This is a genomic window from Kitasatospora sp. NPDC001132, assembly GCF_053598415.1.
Map to the genome: position 1 here is coordinate 84,509 of NZ_JBSFKF010000024.1, position 18,724 is coordinate 103,232.

14 protein-coding genes are annotated in these 18,724 nt (G+C 71.4%); 5 read left to right on the forward strand and 9 right to left on the reverse strand.

What is annotated here, in order from left to right; translation table 11 throughout:
- Positions 1 to 239: 239 nt before the first annotated feature.
- Both ACWDBE_RS27480 and ACWDBE_RS27485 read right to left on the reverse strand, forming a co-directional pair.
- Positions 240 to 1,466 carry a radical SAM protein gene (locus tag ACWDBE_RS27480; protein WP_449809379.1) on the reverse strand — a complete coding sequence of 409 codons (1,227 nt, stop codon included), beginning with the start codon at positions 1,464 to 1,466 and terminating at the stop codon, positions 240 to 242.
- A 75-nt stretch (positions 1,467 to 1,541) separates the two neighbouring features.
- The gene (locus ACWDBE_RS27485) at positions 1,542 to 2,276 is read right to left on the reverse strand and encodes a hypothetical protein (protein WP_449809380.1); all 735 of its coding nucleotides are present in this window, start codon (positions 2,274 to 2,276) and stop codon (positions 1,542 to 1,544) included.
- Positions 2,277 to 2,636: 360 nt separating this feature from the next.
- Between ACWDBE_RS27485 and ACWDBE_RS27490 the strand changes: the two genes are divergently transcribed.
- Both ACWDBE_RS27490 and ACWDBE_RS27495 read left to right on the forward strand, forming a co-directional pair.
- Positions 2,637 to 3,551, forward strand: a complete 915-nt coding sequence (locus ACWDBE_RS27490; protein WP_449809381.1) for an aromatic prenyltransferase — start codon at positions 2,637 to 2,639, stop codon at positions 3,549 to 3,551.
- A gap of 88 nt (positions 3,552 to 3,639) precedes the next feature.
- Complete coding sequence (locus tag ACWDBE_RS27495) at positions 3,640 to 4,431, forward strand: class I SAM-dependent methyltransferase (RefSeq protein WP_449809382.1); 792 nt, start codon at positions 3,640 to 3,642, stop codon at positions 4,429 to 4,431.
- Positions 4,432 to 4,477: 46 nt separating this feature from the next.
- Here the strand turns inward: ACWDBE_RS27495 and ACWDBE_RS27500 are convergent, their stop codons facing one another.
- The 4 genes from ACWDBE_RS27500 to ACWDBE_RS27515 all read right to left on the reverse strand — a co-directional run bounded on the left by ACWDBE_RS27500 (position 4,478) and on the right by ACWDBE_RS27515 (position 8,704).
- Positions 4,478 to 5,269 (reverse strand): DUF2785 domain-containing protein, encoded by a 792-nt coding sequence (locus ACWDBE_RS27500; RefSeq protein WP_449792989.1) that lies wholly within the window; start codon positions 5,267 to 5,269, stop codon positions 4,478 to 4,480.
- 129 nt (positions 5,270 to 5,398) lie between these two features.
- Positions 5,399 to 6,961 (reverse strand): phosphatidylinositol-specific phospholipase C domain-containing protein, encoded by a 1,563-nt coding sequence (locus tag ACWDBE_RS27505; protein WP_449809383.1) that lies wholly within the window; start codon positions 6,959 to 6,961, stop codon positions 5,399 to 5,401.
- A gap of 164 nt (positions 6,962 to 7,125) precedes the next feature.
- Entirely contained in the window at positions 7,126 to 8,478 is a 1,353-nt protein-coding gene (gene lysA / locus ACWDBE_RS27510) for a diaminopimelate decarboxylase (RefSeq protein ID WP_449809384.1), read from the reverse strand.
- Positions 8,479 to 8,518: 40 nt separating this feature from the next.
- Entirely contained in the window at positions 8,519 to 8,704 is a 186-nt protein-coding gene (locus tag ACWDBE_RS27515; RefSeq protein ID WP_449809385.1) for a hypothetical protein, read from the reverse strand.
- Positions 8,705 to 9,005: 301 nt separating this feature from the next.
- Here ACWDBE_RS27515 and kdpB point away from each other — a divergent pair, with 301 nt between their 5' ends.
- On the forward strand, positions 9,006 to 11,201 hold the full coding sequence (kdpB, locus tag ACWDBE_RS27520) for a potassium-transporting ATPase subunit KdpB (protein ID WP_449793366.1): 2,196 nt from the start codon (positions 9,006 to 9,008) through the stop codon (positions 11,199 to 11,201).
- Positions 11,202 to 11,417: 216 nt separating this feature from the next.
- On the forward strand, positions 11,418 to 11,903 hold the full coding sequence (locus ACWDBE_RS27525; RefSeq protein WP_449793365.1) for a universal stress protein: 486 nt from the start codon (positions 11,418 to 11,420) through the stop codon (positions 11,901 to 11,903).
- Positions 11,904 to 12,157: 254 nt separating this feature from the next.
- On the opposite strand, the gene ACWDBE_RS27530 is transcribed toward ACWDBE_RS27525, so the two are convergent.
- Complete coding sequence (locus tag ACWDBE_RS27530) at positions 12,158 to 13,333, reverse strand: alpha/beta hydrolase (RefSeq protein ID WP_449809386.1); 1,176 nt, start codon at positions 13,331 to 13,333, stop codon at positions 12,158 to 12,160.
- 432 nt (positions 13,334 to 13,765) lie between these two features.
- Between ACWDBE_RS27530 and ACWDBE_RS27535 the strand changes: the two genes are divergently transcribed.
- A complete protein-coding gene (locus ACWDBE_RS27535) occupies positions 13,766 to 14,230 on the forward strand; it encodes a hypothetical protein (protein WP_402412806.1) in 465 nt (154 codons plus the stop codon).
- Here ACWDBE_RS27535 and ACWDBE_RS27540 read toward each other — a convergent pair.
- Entirely contained in the window at positions 14,218 to 14,847 is a 630-nt protein-coding gene (locus tag ACWDBE_RS27540) for a hypothetical protein (RefSeq protein ID WP_449809387.1), read from the reverse strand. The two genes, ACWDBE_RS27535 and ACWDBE_RS27540, sit on opposite strands and share 13 nt — an antisense overlap.
- A gap of 93 nt (positions 14,848 to 14,940) precedes the next feature.
- Positions 14,941 to 18,720 (reverse strand): HD domain-containing protein, encoded by a 3,780-nt coding sequence (locus tag ACWDBE_RS27545; RefSeq protein WP_449809388.1) that lies wholly within the window; start codon positions 18,718 to 18,720, stop codon positions 14,941 to 14,943.
- Positions 18,721 to 18,724 lie beyond the last annotated feature (4 nt).

Consider the following 18,724-nt stretch of genomic DNA (forward strand, 5'->3'; position numbering starts at 1 on the left):
GCGCGGAGGGGGTAGGTGGTGCGGAGGGGCTAGGTGGTGCGGAGGGGGTGGCGGGGCGTGACGGGGGCGCGCGAGGTAGTCGGCTTTTTTGAACGTTCAAACACGCAAAACAAACCAGAACCAAACAGGTTCCAACGAGCGGACACAGCAAACGCCCGCCCTCCCCGTGCCGTCAAGCCCCGGGCACGGGAATGGCGGGCTCCGCAACCGTTCCGTTATCAGCCCGGCAGCCGGGAGCGTCAGCCCCGCACGGTATCCGCCGGGCCGAACACGGTCCCCGGGGTGACCGGGATCCCCCGGGACATCGCCTCGAAGTCCAGGATCGGGTGGGTCAGGATCTCCGCCACCTCGTCCGTCAGCAGGTTGCCCAGGATGAACTCCTCCTCGGCGCCCGACCCGAAGGTGACGACCTGCCCACTCGACTGGATCATCCAGTTCAGCAGCTCCCGCTGGCTGCTCTCCGCGAGGTGGATCTCCCGGTCGGGGTGGTCCCGGCGGATCGCCTCCACGACCTCGCGGACCTCCTCGACCGCCACCCCGAGCCGGCGGACCGTGGCCGGCGAGGCCCGTCGCCCCCACCACTGGAAGATCACCCACTGGGCCACCGACGGGTGGGACATCACCTCGGCCGCGAGCTCCGGCAGCTGGTGGAGGTTCTCGGCGCTCGCCACGGTGTGCACCCGCACCCGGTCGAAGCCCTCGGCGTCGCAGAGGTCGAGGGAGTCCAGCAGCGCCCGCAGGAGGTTGCCGTCCGGGCTGCGCCGGAAGGCGCGCTGCACGTCCGCGGTGACGGCGTCCAGCGGCAGCCGCAGCGAGGACAGCCCGCGCAGCCGGGCGAGCTTCCCGGCGGTGAGGGTGTAGCCGGTGGTGTCGAGGCCGACCTTGAGGCCGGCCTCGACGGCGTGGTCGACCACGTCGAAGATCGGCGGCCAGAGCAGCGGGTCCCCGCCGGCCAGGACCAGGTCGGTGGTGCCGTGCGCGGCCAGCTTCCCGATGATCAGGTCCGCCTGGTCCAGGTCGATCTGCTCCGCGGCGAACGGGTTGTAGCAGCCCTGGCAGGACATCGGACAGCGGTTGTTGATCGACCAGTTGACCCGCCGGACGCGACGGCCGGTGCGCGGCAGGTCGGCCCGGCCGCGGATGCCCGCCACCAGGTGGGCGAGGCGGACGGCCTGCGGGAGGGTGGCTCCGGCGAGCAGGGCCTCGGCCCGCTCGACGGCGGCCGCGGTGGCGTCGTTCTGGAGCAGCAGGAACGCCAGGCGCCACCGCATGGTCTCGTCCGCCGGATCCTCGCCCAGCGCCCGCTCGACCCGCTCGGTCAGGGCGCCCAGGTAGCCGGGGTTGAAGTTGCCCGGCTCCAGGCGCCGTTGGAAGTCGTCGGCGATCGAGCCGCGGGCCAGGGACCGGTCGTAGCCGGCCCGCAGCGGGTGCGGGGGCAGGATCTCCACGTGCTGCCGGGTGGACATGGGCGTTCTCCGGTACGGGTCAGTTCGGGAGGTACGGTCGGTTCGGGACGGACGGGTCAGCTCGGGAGGGGCTGGTCAGTTCGGGACGGACGGCAGCAGGACGACCATCGAGTCGGCGGAGGTCAGGCCCATGCTCTCGACGAAGACCGCGTCGCGGACGAGCTGCGCGATGTCGGGGTGGGTGGGGGCCGCGAGGTAACGGGCCGTGGACTCCAACGGGGTGACGCCGTGTTCGGCGATCAGGGTGCGCAGTGTGCCCGGGAGGTCGTCGAGGCCGTCGTGCACAACCGCCAGGTCGAACCGGTCGGCCAGCCGCGTCGCGGCCCTACGGGCCTTGGCGAGGTTGGTCGTCGGGTCCACGGCCGTCGCCTTCGACAGGTAGTAGGGGACGGGCTGCATCATCCAGGCGAGCGCCGTGCGAAGGTCGTCCTCCTCGCGGCCGGGGCCGTCGAAGGCCTCGGGACCGAGCCCGAGACCGTCGCAGAACCACTCGCGCCGCATGCTGATCCGGTAGTGGGCGTGGGCCGCCTGCCGGAACGCCGGCAGCCTGGCGATGACGGAGGTCGTCTCGATCCGGAAGGTGTCGGCGATCCGCCGCATCCTCCGCCCCACCAGGGCACGGACGTCCGGCACGTCCGCGTCCTCGGCCACGACGTGGACCAGGTCGAGGTTGGAGAGGACCTCGCCTCCCGGTCCGGTGCGGTGGTCGCCGCGGGCCAACGACCCGGTCGCCGCCACCGACATGCCGGTCGCGTCCGCGAACTCGCGGGCCAACTCCTGGAACAGCAGGGGGACGTCTTCGGGTCTCACGCGCATCCTCGGGTGTCGGCGGGCGGTGGTGGAGGGCGAGATCCCTTCACCCTCTCTTCCAAGTCCTTTTACATCGTGGAGAGTTCGTATTCAGGCGCGCAGCCTAACAGCGACCGGCCACACACGGTCGAGTTCGCACCACGGATCTCACCCGGACCAGCTGACGGTCGGACGGAAACGTTCCGATCCAGCCATTTGTGAGCATTCGGGAGCTGTGGGAACCACCGCCACAGGCGGAAGGGTCGGCGCCCCTGGCAGGTCGGCGGGCCCCTGGTGAAATGATCTACAAGGTGATTTGATCACCATGGGACCGGTCCGATCACCCGCCGAATTCCTCCACGCACGAACGGGGCAGCCCTGATGGTGTCTGCTAGCGACTTCTCTCCGTCCCGCTTCCTCCGGGACCTCGAGACCACCGCGGACCTGCTGGGCGTCGACCACTCCCCGCCCATGACACGCCGGGTCCTGGACGCGTACAAGGAGGGCTTCCACCGGGGAGCCGTCCTGTGGCGCACCAACGACAAGCCCGGCGGCGCGCTGAACTACCGCTTCTACGACCGCGTTCCCGTCGACACCGTGGGCCTCGGGGCACGCGCCGGACTCCTCGACCCCCACAGCCCGACGGCCGGCCTGATCTCGGCCTGGAGCTCCCTCTACGACGGTTCGACGGAGCTGTGCGACTTCGACGCGGCCCGGGGCCTGGTCAAGACCTGGGTGTACCTCGGCGGGATCCGGCCGCTGGGCGAGGTCCTGGACGCCCCCGGGATCCCGGACACGATCCTCCGGCACCACGACCGCTTCCGCGAACTGGGCCTGACGTCGGTGCGGCACGTGGCCGTCGACTACCAGCACGACACGGCGAACCTGTACTTCCGCACCGGGGAGGGCCTCACCCCCGAGGGCGCGCTGCGACTGCTCGCCCTCTCCCGAGCCGGGGTGCCGGACGAGGCGACCTTCCGGGACATGGCGGCCTTCACGGCCCCGGACGGGCACACGTTCTCGGTGACGCTCCGCATCGCCACCGGAGAGATCGAGCGCGTCGGCGTCTACGCCCTCCGGCTGCCCGCCGGGCGGTTCCCGCGCGTCAACGACCGGCTGGCCGCGTTCTTCCGCGGCGCCCCCTCGCACGACGAGGAGGAGATGAACGCCGTCGCGTGGTCCTTCGGCGCGGGGGGCGGCGGTTACGTGAAGGCGGAGCGCAGCTACTGCGGCCGACTGGTCGCGCTGATGCGCGAGTGGAACAGCCCGATGACCGACCCGGGCAGGCAGCCGTGACCGCCCTCGACCCCGAGCCGCTCGACGTGGGCATCGTGCACGCCTCCACCCCGGCACGGCCGGCCCGACACCCGAACGGAGAACAGGGATGAACGCCCCGGCCTATCAGGAGGGCGTCCTCGCCCACGGCACACGGGGGGAACTCGAGCGCCTGCGTCTGCTGGAGGAGCTCTGCGACCCGACCACCACGGCCGTCCTCGAACGGCTCGGTGTCGCCGCGGACTGGCACTGCGTCGAGGCCGGGGCCGGGCACGGTTCCATCGCCCGCTGGCTCGCCGCCCGCTGCCCCGACGGCAGGGTGACGGCCACCGACCTCGACACCGCGCTCCTCGACGCGTCACCCGCACCGGCCAACCTGACGGTCGCACGGCACGACGTGACGCGTGACGACTTCCCGGCGGGCTCCCAGGACCTGGTGCACGCCCGGGCCCTGCTCGGCCACCTCCCCGACCCGCAGCTCGCCCTCGACCGGATGGCCGGCTGGCTCGCGCCCGGGGGCTGGCTCGTCGTCGAGGACCCCACCTACCTCCCGGCCGCCGCCTCCCCCCATCCGCGGTTCGCCGAACTGCTCGAGGCCTGCCAGCGGTTGCTGGCCCGGACCCACGGCACCGACCACTCCTGGGCCCGCCGCATCCCGCCGGCCATGGCCCGTTCCGGCCTCACCGACATCGGCATGACCATCCGCGTCGCCGTGTGCGGCACGGACGAGAAGGAGGACGCGTTCTGGCGCCGGTGCTTCGCCCAGGCCACCCCCGGGCTCATCGCCACCGGGCTCATGACCGCCGAGCAGATCACGGCGGCCGTCGCCCACCTGGACGACCCGGCCTTCACCGACACCGCCTGGATGATGGTCACCTGCTGGGGGCGCCGCCCTTCGTAGGCCGCCGCGGCCGCTTTACGCCGCCCGCCGCCCGCCATTCGCGGTCTCAGGCGTACGGGAACACCGGGCGCAGCACCTCGGCCAGCCGGCCCTTGACCGCGGCGGCGTGAGCCAGCGGGACGGGGTTCCCCCCGCGCTCCGTGGGCACCCCGAGGTCCGCCAGGGCGTACAGGGCGAGCAGGGTGCGGACCGTGTTGGAGGCCCAGACCGGCATCGGCCCGCGTTCCATCCCGACGAATGCGTCGCCCACCGTCGACAGCCAGGCGGTCGACCGCTCCGGCGTCAGGTCGGGGCGGGTGAGGACGAGGGCGAGGGCCCTGGCGAGCCGGTTGTCCTCCCGTTCGGCGAACAGGTAGTCGGTCGGCGCGAGCAGGCGCTCCGCGGCGAGCCCCAGCAGCGGTTCGGGGTCGACCTCGGGCCGCCGACCGCAGGCCCCGAGCAGGTCCGCGCCGTGCGCCACGGCGTGCAGCCAGCCGAGCGTCTCGTCACGACCGCGCAGGTCGGCCTCCGAGCGGTACCAGGCGGCGAACGCGTCGATCCATTCGGGCCTGAGGTGGCCCTGGTTCACGATCATCACCAGGACCAGCGGGGCGAACGTCCGGGCCTCGATCCGCGGATGGGCGAAACGTTCCACCATCAGATCGCCGAGCGCCAGGCACCGCTTGCCGTCGATCACCCCGCGCCCGATCCAGGCCGCCAGCACCGCGTACGGATAGCCGTCCCGGATCTCCGGGTCCGGGTCCCCCAAGGCCTCCGCCAGCTCCGCGACCAGCTCGTCCAACCCGGGCCCCGCGGGCAGCACGCAGTCGTTCTCGTAGATCTCTCGCCAGTTCGTCACCCGCCGGACCCTATCGGGGGCCGCCACCCCGTTCACCTGCTTTTATGCGCGACCGGCCGGCGTGAGAAGTCGGACGAGCCGACTTCTCACGCCGGCCGGAGGGAGCCGAGGCCCGGAGGGCAGTGCGCGTCAGGCCGGGCAGGCGTCCTGGGTCACCTTGCCGCCCGCGGTGGACGCGGTCGCCGGGTCCACCGACACGCACAGGCCCGTCCACTGGTTGATGAACTTGTAGGCCGTCGTGCGCTTGCCCCCGACCTCGATCTGGGTCGGGATGACGTTCCACAACTGGCTGCCCGAGGACCAGCGGGTCTCACAGCCCCACCAGAACAACTGGGTCCCGGCCCCCGGCGGGGTGCCGTTGTTGTAGGGGACGGTCAGGCACTTGCCGTTGTTGGCCTTGATCCAGTAATAGCCCTGGCCGTCGTACGGCGGCTTCTCGGCTCCCCACTGGTGGCTGCTGGGCGGCGTCGACTGGCACGCGCGCTGGGTGACCAGACCACCGGAGTCGGAACTGTCGAACTCCGGCCCCCGGACCATGCACCGGTGGTACTTGCTGTCGACGTAGGTCTTGTCGGCGTTGACCAGCCAGACGGCCTGGTGGGCGCCCTTGACGACGTGGTCCTGGTTGCGGGCGATGATGTTCTCCACCAGCGCCCAGCCGGGGAAGTCCATCATGACGACGCCGAGGCGGCCCTTGCCCCCGCCGTTGTTGAGGTAGTTCATCAACTGGAAGTTGACGCCCGGAAGGTTGACGGGCGCCTTGCCGCCCACGTAGGTCACGTGTCCGCCCGCGTACGCGTGCGGGTTCAGGAGGGGGGCGTTGGACGCCGACGTGTACGTCACGAACATGTGGCCGCTGCCGTCGCCGACCGCCCGGTCGATGTTCGCCTTGACGTACTCCCACTTCCTGCGGGCGTCGGGCACGTCGAAGTGGTCCTCCTGGTGGTCGTTGAAGGTCCCGATCCCGTAGCTGTCGCTGTCGAGGCCGTCGAAGCTGCCCAGCACGAGCTTCCCCCGGACGTCCGAGAGCCGGGGAACGTAGGCCTTGGTGCCGTTGACCACCGACGGGGCGTAGAACAGGCCGGGATACCGGGACACGTAGTCCGCGAAGATCTCCCTGCGCCTGTCGTTGGTGACCGTCTTCGGATCGTCGTCGCACTCGAACGTGCCGCCGCTGCCACCGAGCGGGCACTCGGCCCTCAGCCGCATCACGATCGTCTCGCTCGGGTGCTGTCCGAGGAAGTCCCTCGCCTTGCCCAGGACGTCGTCGAAGTTGGCGTTCTGGTAGAACGACCCGTGGTGGACGGTGAAGTACTTGTTCTCGGTGACGCGGACCCGGATGTCGATGGCGCGGATCCCGCGATCCAGCTGCGTGCTCAGGGTGTTGGCGCTGTCGCCGAAGTCCTGCTGGGTCCGGACGGGGTCGCCCCCGTGGATGGCGAGGGTGTCGTGGGTGCCGGGCAGGGACAGTGACGCCAGCCAGGTGTCACCGGCGAGGTTCCGCATCCAGTCCGCCCGGGACGTCGACCCGAGGTTGTTGTACGCGTCGCTGTTGCTCGTCCCGCTCGCCTCGGCGGAGGCGGGCGCGAGCAGGGCCGCGCTCGCGGCGACGCATGCCGTCACCAGGTGGGTCAGCCGGCGAAGTCGCCGCCGGGGCCTGGTACGGGCATCGGGAGGGGAAGGCTGACGCATGGAAATCCTGTCGGACGGCGGAGAAGGTGATCATCTTCGTCAACGGCCTTCCGGGTCACACCGGTTCAACGGAGTTTCGGGCCTCCGTGAGAGTGCGTGGACGTGCAGGGAAGTGCGTGAGAAGTCGGCCCGGCCGACTTCTCACGCAGGCCCGCCCCACCCCCTCAGCGGCCGACCTCGCGCAGACGGAAGTCCTCGACCGTCTCCCGGCGGATCAGGAGACGGGCCCGGCCGTCCCTCACCGCGACCACGGCCGGGCGGCCGACCAGGTTGTAGCCGGAGGCCATGGAGAGCTGGTAGGCCCCGGCCGCCGGCATGGCCAGCAGGTCGCCCGGGCGCAGGTCGGCGGGCAGCGCGGCGTCCCGGACGAGCACGTCGCCGGCCTCGCAGTGGCGTCCGACCACGTCCACCCTCCCCTCCCCCGCCTCCGAGCGGCGGCCGACCAGCCGCACCGTGTACGGCGATCCGTACAGGGCCGGGCGCGGGTTGTCGCTCATGCCGCCGTCCACCGCGACGAAGCAGCGGCCGTCGGCGGTGTGCTTGACGGACAGCACCCGGTAGACCGCCACCGCGGCCGGTCCGGCGACGGCGCGGCCGGGTTCGACGAGCAGCCGGGGCACGTCCAGCCCGGCCTCGGCGCAGCGCACCGCCAGCCGGTCGGTCACCCGCACCGCGAACTCGGCGAGGTCCAGCTCGGCGTCCCCGGGCAGGTAGCGGATGCCGTGGCCGCCACCCAGGTCCAGCTCCGCCAGCTCCACGTCGTGCCGCTCCCGCACCTCGGAGAGCAGCCGCACCAGCGCGTCCACCGCGAGCAGGTAGGGCTCCACCGAGGTGATCTGCGAACCCAAGTGGCAGTGCAGCCCCGCCAGTTCGAGCCCGGGCTGGTCGAGCACCCGGGCGATGGCGTCCGCCGCGTCACCGCCCTCCACCGGGAAGCCGAACTTCTGCCCGCCGACGCCCGTCCGCACCGCCTGGTGGTGCCCGGCGGAGATCCCGGGCATCACCCGGACCAGCACCCTCTGCGGTGTGTCGGCGGCCACCAGCGCCGCCAGCCGCGCGATCTCCGCCGGGCCGTCGATCACGATCCGCCCGACCCGCAGCCGACGGGCCAGCCGCAGCTCCTCCGGGGACTTGGCGTTGCCGTGCAGCAGGATCCGCTGGGCCGGGAAGCCGGCCGAGACCGCCAGCCACAGCTCTCCCGACGAGCAGACGTCCAGCCCCAGCCCCTCCTGCTCCACCCAGTCGGCCATCGCGCTGCACAGGAAGGCCTTGGCCGCGTACAGCACCTCGGCGTGCGGCAGCGCCCGCCGGTAGGCCCGGGCCCGCCCCCGGACCTCGGCCTCGTCCAGCACGTACAGCGGGGTGCCGAACCGCTCGGCGGCCTCGGCCAGTCCCACACCGCCGACCAGCAGCTCGGCTCCCCGGCCGGGCCGCGCCGAGGCCGGCCAGGGGCCGCCGAGCGCGTCGGCGGGGGCGGTGGGAGCGGAGGGGACGGGCGGGGCGACGAGCTGGGTCATGGCGGCTGCTCCTGTGGGTGGCGGGGTGGTCCTGCGGGCGTCAGTCCTCGTAGTGCGCGGCGAACCGGCAGTGCGCCGGGCGGGTGCGAGCGCGGTCGACCACCGGGGCCGGTTCCGGCGGCTCGGGGCGGTCCCGGCGCCAGGCGACCGGAACCGGGCGGACCGTCCGCTCCAGCGGCCCGTCGACGTCGATGACGGCGGTGGCGGCGGTGGCGGCGGTGGTCATGGCGAGGTCCCTTCGGGTGGCGGCGGCCCGTGCGGCCGTACCCCTCCAGTGGAGCCCCTCCGCACACCGACCGCACCCGTCCTTGACGCAGGGCGTACGGCGGGGTCGCAGTCCTTGACGCCTTCCTGACAGCGGTCCGGCGGGGGTGTCAGGGAGCTGTCAAGGACTGCCGCTCCGCCGCCAAGCCCGTGTCAAGACCGGCATGTTCCCCGCCGGACGGATGGTGGGCTGTCCGGCGTTCCCGCCGCTCCCCCGAAACCCGCCGCCCTGTCAACCGGGCGGCCCGGAAGGCCCCAAGACGATGCGCCGTTCGGCCCTCAGCACCCCGGACACCACCCCGGGCACCTCGCCCGATCAGAACTGGTTCCGCCGCCCGGAGCCCTCCCCGGCCTCCGCGCCCACGCCGCCACCGAGCCACCGGCCCACCTCGCCGGGCGGGCGGCGCCGGCTGATCACCCGCCGTCAGCTCGCCGAGGCGCTGCCCGCCGCCGTCCGCAAGCTCCACCCGCGCACCATGACGCGCAACCCGGTGATGCTGGTGGTCGAGACCGGCTCCGCGCTCACCACCATCAGCGCCGTCCTCCACCCGAGCGTCTTCTCCTGGGTGATCTCCTTCTGGCTCTGGCTGACCGTGCTGTTCGCCAACCTCGCCGAGGCCGTCGCGGAGAGCCGCGGCAAGGCGCAGGCCGACTCCCTGCGCCGCGTCCAGTCCGCCACCACCGCGCGGCGGCTGCCGCACTGGCGGGTCGGCACCCGCGACCACCGCCACGAGGTCATCCCCGCCGCGCAGCTGCTCCCGCACGACATCGTCCTCGTCCCGGCCGGCGAGGTGATCCCGCAGGACGGCGAGGTGGTCGAGGGCATCGCGACCGTGGACGAATCCGCGATCACCGGGGAGTCCGCACCGGTGGTCCGGGAGTCCGGCGGCGACCGCACCGGTGTCACCGGCGGCACCAGGGTGCTCTCCGACCACCTCGTCATCCGGGTCACCTCCCGCCCCGGGCAGAGCTTCGTCGACCGGATGATCTCCCTGGTCGAGGGGGCGAACCGGCAGAAGACGCCGAACGAGGTCGCGCTCAACATCCTGCTGGCCTCGCTGACCATCGTCTTCCTGCTGTCCGTCGTCTCGCTCCAGCCGATGGCGATCTACGCCCACGCACCCCAAACCACCGTCGTGCTGGTGGCGTTGATGGTCGCGCTCATTCCGACCACCATCGGTGCACTGCTCTCGGCGATCGGCATCGCCGGCATGGACCGGCTGGTGCAGCGCAACGTGGTCGCGCTGTCCGGCCGGGCGGTGGAGGCCGCCGGAGACGTGGACGTGCTGCTGCTCGACAAGACCGGCACCATCACCCACGGCAACCGCCGGGCCGTCGCCCTGCACCCGCTGCCCGGCGCGACCACCGAACAGCTCGCCGAGGCCGCCCAGTTGGCCTCCGTCGCGGACGAGACGCCGGAGGGGCGGTCACTCGTCGAACTGACGGTCCGTCACTACTGGCTGCCACCGAGGGCCCCGGGCGAACTGGGCGAGCAGCAGCCCGTGCCGTTCACCGCGCAGAGCCGGATGAGCGGCGTCGACCTCTCCTGGCCGGACGGCACCACCTGCCTGATCCGCAAGGGGGCGGCCGGCGCCGTCGCCCGCTGGGTGGTGAACTCCGGTGGGCGGCTTCCGATGGAGGCCAAGCCGCTGGTGGACCGGATCTCCGAGTCCGGCGGCACCCCACTGCTGGTCGCGGTCCACGACCGGCACGGCGCACGGGCGTTGGGCGTGGTCGAGCTCAAGGACGTGGTGAAGGAGGGCATCGCCGAACGCTTCGCCGAACTGCGGCGGATGGGCATCCGTACGGTCATGGTCACCGGGGACAACCCGCTGACCGCGCGCGCCATCGCCGCCGAGGCCGGGGTGGACGACGTCCTCGCCGAGGCCACCCCGGAGGACAAGCTCGCCCACCTGCGCCGCGAACAGGCCGCCGGGAACATGGTCGCGATGACCGGTGACGGCACCAATGACGCCCCCGCGCTCGCCCAGGCCGACGTCGGCGTCGCGATGAACTCCGGCACCCCGGCCGCCAAGGAGGCCGGCAACATGGTCGACCTCGACTCCAACCCGGCGAAGCTGATCGAGATCGTCCGAGTGGGCAAGCAACTCCTCATCACCCGAGGAGCATTGACCACCTTCTCGATCACCAACGACGTGGCCAAGTTCTTCGCCATCATCCCCGCGATGTTCGCGAACGCCTATCCCGGGCTGCACCACCTCAACATCATGGAACTGCACAGCCCCACCTCGGCCATCGCCTCCGCGATCATCTTCAACGCGCTGATCATCATCGCCCTGATCCCGCTCGCCCTGCGCGGCGTGCGCTACCAGCCGGCCTCGGCGACCGACCTGCTGCGGCGCAACCTGCGGGTGTACGGGCTGGGCGGGCTGGTGCTGCCGTTCCTCGGCATCAAGGCGATCGACCTGCTGATCCGGTTCGTGCCGGGGCTGGGCTGACGGACCGGCCGGGGCCCCGGGCGGGGCGCGCCGCCCGGGAGATCCCCGCCGCCCCTGTCAGGAGTCCGTCAGGATGTGCGCGGCCCGCGTCATGGAGGTGTCAGCAGCGGTACGGACGGGTCCGTTCCGGGGTTCACTGGAGTCATCCGAAGCAAGGAGTGCCGAACCGGCGGAGCCCGATGGAGAGAGCCGCCGGAGAGACGGAGGCGAACGGCCATGACCGGGACCACCCGAGTGATCGTCGGCCTGAGCGGATCACTGAGCAGTCTGGCCGCCCTCTACCACGCCGTCGGCGAGGCGGCCCGGCACCGGGCGGTGTTGGTGCCCGTGGCCGCCTGGGCCACCACCGAGCGTGACGGCCTGCGCCCGCGCTCCGAGTTGGAGCACGCCGCCCGCCGGCGCCTCGACGTCGCCTTCGAGCAGGCCTACGGCGGCTACCCGTCCGACCTGGTCATCCACCCGCTGGTGGTCAACGCCGAACCCGGCCCCGCCCTGGTCGGCGCCGTCACCGGCCCGGAGGACCTGCTCGTGCTCGGCGCCGCCACCCGTCGCCGCCTGGACCGCCTGCGGCACGGCTCGGTCGCCCGCCACTGCCGCCACCGGGCCGGCTGCCGGGTGGTCGAGGTCTCGCCCTCGGCCCTGCTCACCCGCCTCGAACTCCCGGCCCGCACCGGCGCACCGCTCCCGCTGCTGGCCCGCTGACGGGGCCTCGGCGACGGGGGCCGGGGTCGGGCCGTTCGGACCGCAGGAGCCGCTCAGCGGCGGACGTCCCTGGTGAGCAGCCAGGGCACGAGCAGGAGCCCGATCCCGATGGCCACCGCCTGAACGGCGCCGAGGCCGGACCGGATCAGCCCCGCCACCAGCAGGACGTCCACCGCGCCGGCCGCCCAGCGGCACGGAACCCGTGAAACCCCCGCGCCGGCCCGGCCGGCTCCGACACACTGACGGACGGGGCGCTACGCGGGGCCACGCAGATGGGCGCTCAGCCAGGTGAGGGCGGGCGGGAGCAGCCGCCCCCAGGTGGTGAAGTTGTGGCCGCCGGTGTCGACCGTCTCCTGGGCGACCACGAGCGGCGCGCGGGCCGCCGCCGCGAAGGCGCTGGCGTCGGCGTAGGTGCTGCCGTCCGCCTTGCTGTCCGCGAGCAGCACCGCGAGGGGCGGCATCGGCAGGTGGGCCAGGCGCCAGCCGAGGTCGGCCTCGGCGCGGCGCTGCGGACTGCCGGCGAAGAGGTCGCCCGTCGTGGCGTCCTCCGCCGCCTTGAAGTAGCCGGAGAGCGAGACCGCCGCCGAGAAGGTCTGCGGGTGCTCCATGCCCAGTTTGACCGCGCAGTAGCCGCCGGTCGAGTCGCCGACGATCCCCAGACTGTCGGTGCCGTCCAGCACCCGGTAGGAGGCCCGCAGGTCGGCGGGCACGTCGGTGGTGAAGTAGCTCTGCGCCTGCGGCCCGTTCGGGATGTCCTCGCACTCGCTGTCCCGGGGCATGGTCGGCGAGGGCCGCATCAGCACCAGGACGGTCGGCTCCATCGCCCCCTTGCGCAGCAGGCCGAGTTCGACGGCCGGGTAGCGGAGCCTGGTCACCAGGTTGGTGGCGTCGCCCGGGAAGCCGGTCAGCACCAGCGCGGCCGGGAAGTGCCGTTCCGCGCCGCCGGGTTGGAAGTACTGCGGCGGCAGGTAGACGTAGCCCTCGGTGCTCAGCCCGGTGGTCGCACCCGGCAGCCGCACCCGGTCGATCCGCCCGATCTGAGCCGGATCGCGACTGACCGTCCCCACGCCGGTGATCTCCGCGGAGCCGAGCACCTGCACTCCAGCCGCACCGACCCCGGCTCCGGCTCCGGCTCCGGCTCCGGGGCTGGCACCGGCTCCGGAGCCTCCACCCGCCTGCTGGACCACGCCCGCGCCGTGTTCGCGTCCCAGCAGGTCGGACCAGCTGTCGTAGAAGACGAAGTAGTCGTTGACGGCGAGCCCCAGCGTCACCAGCAGGACCAGTTGGGTGACGACGATGGTGCCGAGCCGCAGGAACATCGCGGGCCAGCTCCGCACGGCCAGCCGGGGCCAGACCCACAGCGTGCCGAGCACGGTGAACACCGCGAGCAGCGCCGTCAGAGCCAGCAGCTTGTGGCTGGTGAGTCCCATCGGTCCCGACCTCCCCTACCACTGTGGACTCCCGGTCGTGGAAACGGAGCTCCGTACTCAAAGTAGCCGGTCAGGCACCCCCGGACACGCCGCCGCGAGCGCCGGCTCCGCAACTTCGACAATCCTGTCGAAGTTGGCATGCCCGGGCTATGCTGACCCGAAGCCCACCCGCAGTCGGGCCCCTCGCCCCGTCGACGAACGCGCCGCCCAGGCGCGCCCGACCGGAAGGAGGTGCGGCACCAGCCTCCGAGAACCGGCCGACCGGCCAACAGGCCTCCCACATCGGCTTCTTGACGAATCGTCAATTCCGATCCGCGATTTCACCGCCTGAGCCTTGACGCGTGCCCCGGGCCGCCCACCGCCGTTGTACGGAAGGTGAATCGCCGCGCCCGCCCGAAACCCCCGGCCACCCTGCCGAGGAAGAGGTTCCGCATGACGACGTCCCGGACCCACCCGCGCCCCGCCGAAGCCGCGGTGCTGCTCACCGCGCTCAGCCTGCTCGTCCTGGAGGAGATCGCCCTCGGCATGGCCGAGGAGGAGGACCGCCCCGTCATCGGCGGCATCCTGATCGGCGCCTCCGGCACCGGCCTGCTGGTGGTCGGCGCGGTGCTGCTCAGCCGCTGGCTCGACCTCCGCCGCCCGCTCCCGCTGCCCCCGCCCGGCCCCAACGGCCGCGAGTACAGCGCCCGCGCTCTCGAGGGCTTCCCGATGGAGGCCGTCCGCCCACTGCTGCTCGCCGAGAACGCGCCCCAGCTCGGCCACCTGTACTCCGCCTGGATGCTCGCCCGGGCCGGCCGCCCGGCCCCCTGGATCGCCCGCCGCCTGGCCATCCCCCCGGACGCCGCCCAACTCCTGGTCGACGCCGCCCGCTCGGCGAGACTCGATCAGCGCCGCTGACCCGGCGCCGCACCCGCCTGCGCCACCAGGTACGGCACCAGCCCGCGCTCGGCCAACGCCGACCGCCAGGCCTCCCGCGCCAGCGGCAACTCCCCCGGCCCGTCCGACGCCTCCACGGCCCCGGCCCCGGCCCCCCTCGACCGGGCCGCCCCCAGCAGCCCCAGGCCGCCGACCAGCAGACTCACCGCGGCCACCCCGGCCGACACCCACCCGGCCTCCACCAGCGCCTGCGCCAGCACCCCCAGGTCCTCGACCAGCCCCAGCACCGAGCCCAGCAGCAGGAAGATCACCGCCGCCGTCCCCGCGATGATCGGCACGACCACCCCCAACACCCCCCACCACCCCGACGCCCGCTCCCGCGCCGGCACCTCCACCGGCACCCGCGCCACCGCGTCAGCGTCCGCCCGCAACGCCGCGTACCGCTCGTACTCCGGCGCCGCCGCGGCCAGCACGAACTCCGCGTTCTCCCGCGCCGCCCGCCGCAGCCGCTCCACACCCCGGGCGTCCTCCCCCGACTCCCGCAGCGCGGCCCGCACCTGCGGCGCGGCCAACGCCCGCCCGAGCTCCGTCTCGAAGTCCGCCCGATCCTGCTGCGGCAGCCGAAGCGGCCTGTCCATGCTCGTCCCCGATCGTCGCCCCGTTGTAGTTCTACAGAACTGTAGAACAAGGAGGCGCGTTGCAGCAGCCCTGTTCACGGGTGGATTCGGTGCTCAGGAGGGGTCGGCCATGGGGACCCGGGCGAGGGCGTCGCGGATCAGCTGGGCGGGTTCGGGGACGGCGATGCCCCACTCGCGGTACCACTGGGTGATCTGCACCATCGAGTGCCCTGTCTTCAGCGACAGCCTCAAGAGCTCGGCCAGGTCGAGATGCTCGACCAACAGCAGTCCGATCGATCGAGACCTACCTCGATTGAGGAGGACAACCGCTTGGTCCACGGTGAGTCCGGCCGGCAACTCGCCACTGGACGAGACGATTCCGCGAGTCCGGAGGTGGCGGGCAAGATCTTCAGGCTGGCGCTGGAGTGTGCGAGCCGCCATGATCAACCGGGCAAACGGGACTGGATCCGCCACTCGCAGGTACTCCCAGTCCATCGCACCATCGAGCAAGAACAGCTCCTCGTCCAACCGGGCGAGCTTCTCCGGCAGAACAATCGCGATCTCCACGCCGTAGACCTTGAACCGTTCGATCACTTCACGTAGCGAGGATTCCCGTGAACCCATCATGCCAAAAAGCTGTTCGAAGGTCAGATCCGCCGCATCCCGCAGCGGCTCCCCGTCCACCAGCAGCAACTCCAGATCCGCGACACATGCGTCCTCCGGAAAACGCTGCATGCGAAATCCCATGGCTCCGAGCGTCTCCGCGGCCCACTCCACAGAAACCCCCAGGTCTCGGAGTGCACACAATAGATGACGTGCCGGCACCTCCTCCGATCGGCTCAGCCATGGGCTGGAACCATTGAGTCCCCAACTCAGCAATGCCAGAGTCTCGTCCGAGACGGGCGATGGCAGGCCCGTTGGGTCTGCCTCCAGGCCGTGGTCCGCGATCGCTGCACAGACCCGGTCGATTGGCATCCCGAAGACCCGACTGGCTTTGGCCAGATGCCCCGGCGCAATCGCACCTCCTGGCTGCGGACCACTCCAGAAGGTTCCCTCCCCCGACCGCTCCCAGAGGAATAGCGGGTTGGTATCGACGGCAATCGCCAGATCCACGACCTCGTGAGTGGCATCCCGGCCCAGACGAACCCATGCATCTGCTGCTTCCGATGCGGAAATGCCGTTCAGATCGGCAATGACCAGGAGGTCGTTGACAGTCGCTGGCGATCGATCGTGCTCCTGCCGAAGGCGAACGCTACGCCTCGGGCGCACGCCGAGCTCATTTGCCCTGGCGCGAGCGCTCTCAGCCGACACACCAAGCTTTCGCGAAAGCGCTGAGATCCAGCTGTCGTCCGGATGCATCAGGGACCACCCCCCTCGCGGCCCATCCGGCGCAAACACGGCAATGTCGGAGGGCATGGCGGGGCGCACCCTTCGAGACACGGAAGACCTAGGAAAGAATTCGGCTAGCTCCGGAATCAATCGCTCCATCCCATGCGCCATCAGCCGCCACAGCAGGACGTGGTCGGGCGGGCTTCCCACCACGTGCCTGGGGTTGAAATCATCCCGGTCCTCAAGCCACTTGATAATTCCGTCATCAGCCAGGAAGCAGCCCGTACGGCGGGTCTCGTACTCAATACCGTGGTATTCGAATTGGCGGCCCTGCCGAATGACTTCGGTGCCCACCAGATCGGCGAGGTGATAGTTTCCCTCCGTCACCCGATGGATCCACTCCATACTCAGCACAGCCGAGTCGCCGCTCACGAAATCGGCTACTGCCGCCTCCAACAGCCCCCGGACCGACTCTGACAGGTCGCTGATGACGCGGCGGCGATCCACGGACAGCTTCGCTGGCGAGAACTCTCCGCTGAGGTTCACTACGACCCCTGACAACCCGCCCGCCGAGATGACTCCGCGAACGACGTCCGGCTCAGCCAGCAGGCCGTCAACCAACAAGGCGCCACCGTACTCACACCACGTCACCTGCGTGCCCTCCGGAGCATCATTCCAGGGCGTCATCCGGCCCCAGGCGCTGAAGCCGAAGGGTTCGTCCCGAGGCATCTCCCGTGCCTTCAGAACTCCGGACTCCCAGGCCGCCTCCCGGCTGCCGTGCACCGCCGACGTGGAGAACTCCGCCACGGCCAGAAGGCGTTCGAGGACTTCCACGCACGACCAGGACTCTGCCATCTCGATGTCGTCCCGCAGGTACAGCCGTACGGTGGTGCCCGGCGCGTGGCCCTGTTCCGACCGCTCGGCAATGCGGAAGAGGTGGCTCGGGCCGTAGATGGAAACATCCAGCTGCGGGCCCAACCGGCCCGAGGTGTCCATGCGGCAGGTCGATACCTTGATCTCGTCGGCGAGCATGAAGTAACTCAGCACGCCGATGCCGAAGCGGCTGTTGGGATACAGCTCGACGGGCGGGACGACCTTTCGCCACTCTGCCCGTTCGAGCTTGTAGTCCAACTGCTCCGCGAAACGGGCACCGGCGTTGGAGAAGACTCCTCGTAACTCCTCCTCGCCCATGCCGACGCCGTTGTCCTGGCACTCCAGGTAGGCGCGGCCGTCCTCGTCCACGCCTTGGCGGAACTCGATGCGCCCTTCATACGTGAAGGTGGCAATGGGATTCGTGCGGTCCAGGTACTCCGTCCGGGCGCGGCGGTACCGGCAGGCGTCGAGGGCATTCTGGTAAAGCTCGCGAACGGCCAAGTCCCGGTCTCGATACAGCTCTACGCCCATCAGCAGACTGCGCACCCGGCGTTCGTCCATGCGGAACCGCGCCCAGCCGGCGAACGCACCAGTGGCGGGGACGGCTTCGTCCGAGGTGAGGCGGGTCGGGAGCGGGTGATCGGTGAGGACGCGGCGGACGGCGTGGAGGAGTTCGTCGGCCCGGGCCGTGTACTCGTGCAGGCCCTCGACCACCGCCTCGTGGCGGCACTCGGCACGCAGTACCGGCAGGTCGTACGAGCCACCCCACGCAGCCTCGTCCAAGGTCCGGCGCAGGGCGGTGAGGTCGACCTCGTCCGGGATACCGAGGTGTTCGGCCACGATCTCGGGCAGAGCAGTCATCTCGATGGCGGTCCCGTATGCCAACGCCAGCAGCAGGGCCAACCGTTGCTCCCGGACCTGCTGCTCGCCCGGGGCCCTCAGGTGGTCATCCACGCTGAGGCTTGCCAGGTAGTCACGGTTGCCGACGTCGGGTCCCCGGCGCAGGCCGTGCAGCAGGGCGCAGACCCGCTTGAGTGCGAAGGTCTCGCCGAGGTCAGCAAGAGCCGGGAGTCGACCGAGGATCTCCTGCACACCCTCGGGGTCGACGAGGTCCTCGTGCTGGTCGAGCCAGCGGTGGAAGAGCCACCAGCCGAGGGGCGCCGCGGAGGCGGGGCGCGTCCGGGTGCGGCCCACCAGTAGGTCGTGGGACTCGATGAACTGCTCGTACGCCGCGCGGTCTGCGTCGGGCTCGGATGCAGGAGCAAGATCGGTCGGGCCGACGGAGACCCGTGCCGCCGCCAGGCGCAGTGAACGGACGCGGTAGAGGAACGGCAGCACTGCCAGCAGCGCGGCCTCGGCCGGGTAAAGGTCCAAGCGACCCAGCAGCCAGTCGATCCGCTGCGCGAAGCGCTCCGCGATCCCGGGGTCCTGCCACGGGTCCTCGGCGAGCCCCGTCTCGTCCCGCAACCGAGCCAACTCGCCGACGGCCTCCAGCGCGACACGCTGATAGGGCTCGACACCCCAGCCTTCCCGGACATGCTTCCAGACACGCGAGCCCGCGACGAGCTTCACCCAGTCGTCGGCGGTGTCCGGCACCGCCTGGGGCAGGCCCCCTAGGAAATTGACGGTCTCGGCCTGCACGGCCAGCCCGTGCACCGTGCCACTCATCGTGTTCGACGTGCTGTCGCCCATCCTT

Coding starts and splice junctions, on each gene's coding strand:
- ACWDBE_RS27505 (WP_449809383.1), bottom strand. CDS start 6,961: ATGCGTCAGCCTTCCCCTCCCGATGCCCGTACCAGGCCCCGGCGGCGA.
- ACWDBE_RS27525 (WP_449793365.1), top strand. CDS start 11,418: ATGACCGGGACCACCCGAGTGATCGTCGGCCTGAGCGGATCACTGAGC.
- ACWDBE_RS27490 (WP_449809381.1), top strand. CDS start 2,637: ATGGTGTCTGCTAGCGACTTCTCTCCGTCCCGCTTCCTCCGGGACCTC.
- kdpB (WP_449793366.1), top strand. CDS start 9,006: ATGCGCCGTTCGGCCCTCAGCACCCCGGACACCACCCCGGGCACCTCG.
- ACWDBE_RS27535 (WP_402412806.1), top strand. CDS start 13,766: ATGACGACGTCCCGGACCCACCCGCGCCCCGCCGAAGCCGCGGTGCTG.
- ACWDBE_RS27540 (WP_449809387.1), bottom strand. CDS start 14,847: ATGGACAGGCCGCTTCGGCTGCCGCAGCAGGATCGGGCGGACTTCGAG.
- lysA (WP_449809384.1), bottom strand. CDS start 8,478: ATGACCCAGCTCGTCGCCCCGCCCGTCCCCTCCGCTCCCACCGCCCCC.
- ACWDBE_RS27495 (WP_449809382.1), top strand. CDS start 3,640: ATGAACGCCCCGGCCTATCAGGAGGGCGTCCTCGCCCACGGCACACGG.
- ACWDBE_RS27530 (WP_449809386.1), bottom strand. CDS start 13,333: ATGGGACTCACCAGCCACAAGCTGCTGGCTCTGACGGCGCTGCTCGCG.
- ACWDBE_RS27480 (WP_449809379.1), bottom strand. CDS start 1,466: ATGTCCACCCGGCAGCACGTGGAGATCCTGCCCCCGCACCCGCTGCGG.
- ACWDBE_RS27515 (WP_449809385.1), bottom strand. CDS start 8,704: ATGACCACCGCCGCCACCGCCGCCACCGCCGTCATCGACGTCGACGGG.
- ACWDBE_RS27545 (WP_449809388.1), bottom strand. CDS start 18,720: ATGGGCGACAGCACGTCGAACACGATGAGTGGCACGGTGCACGGGCTG.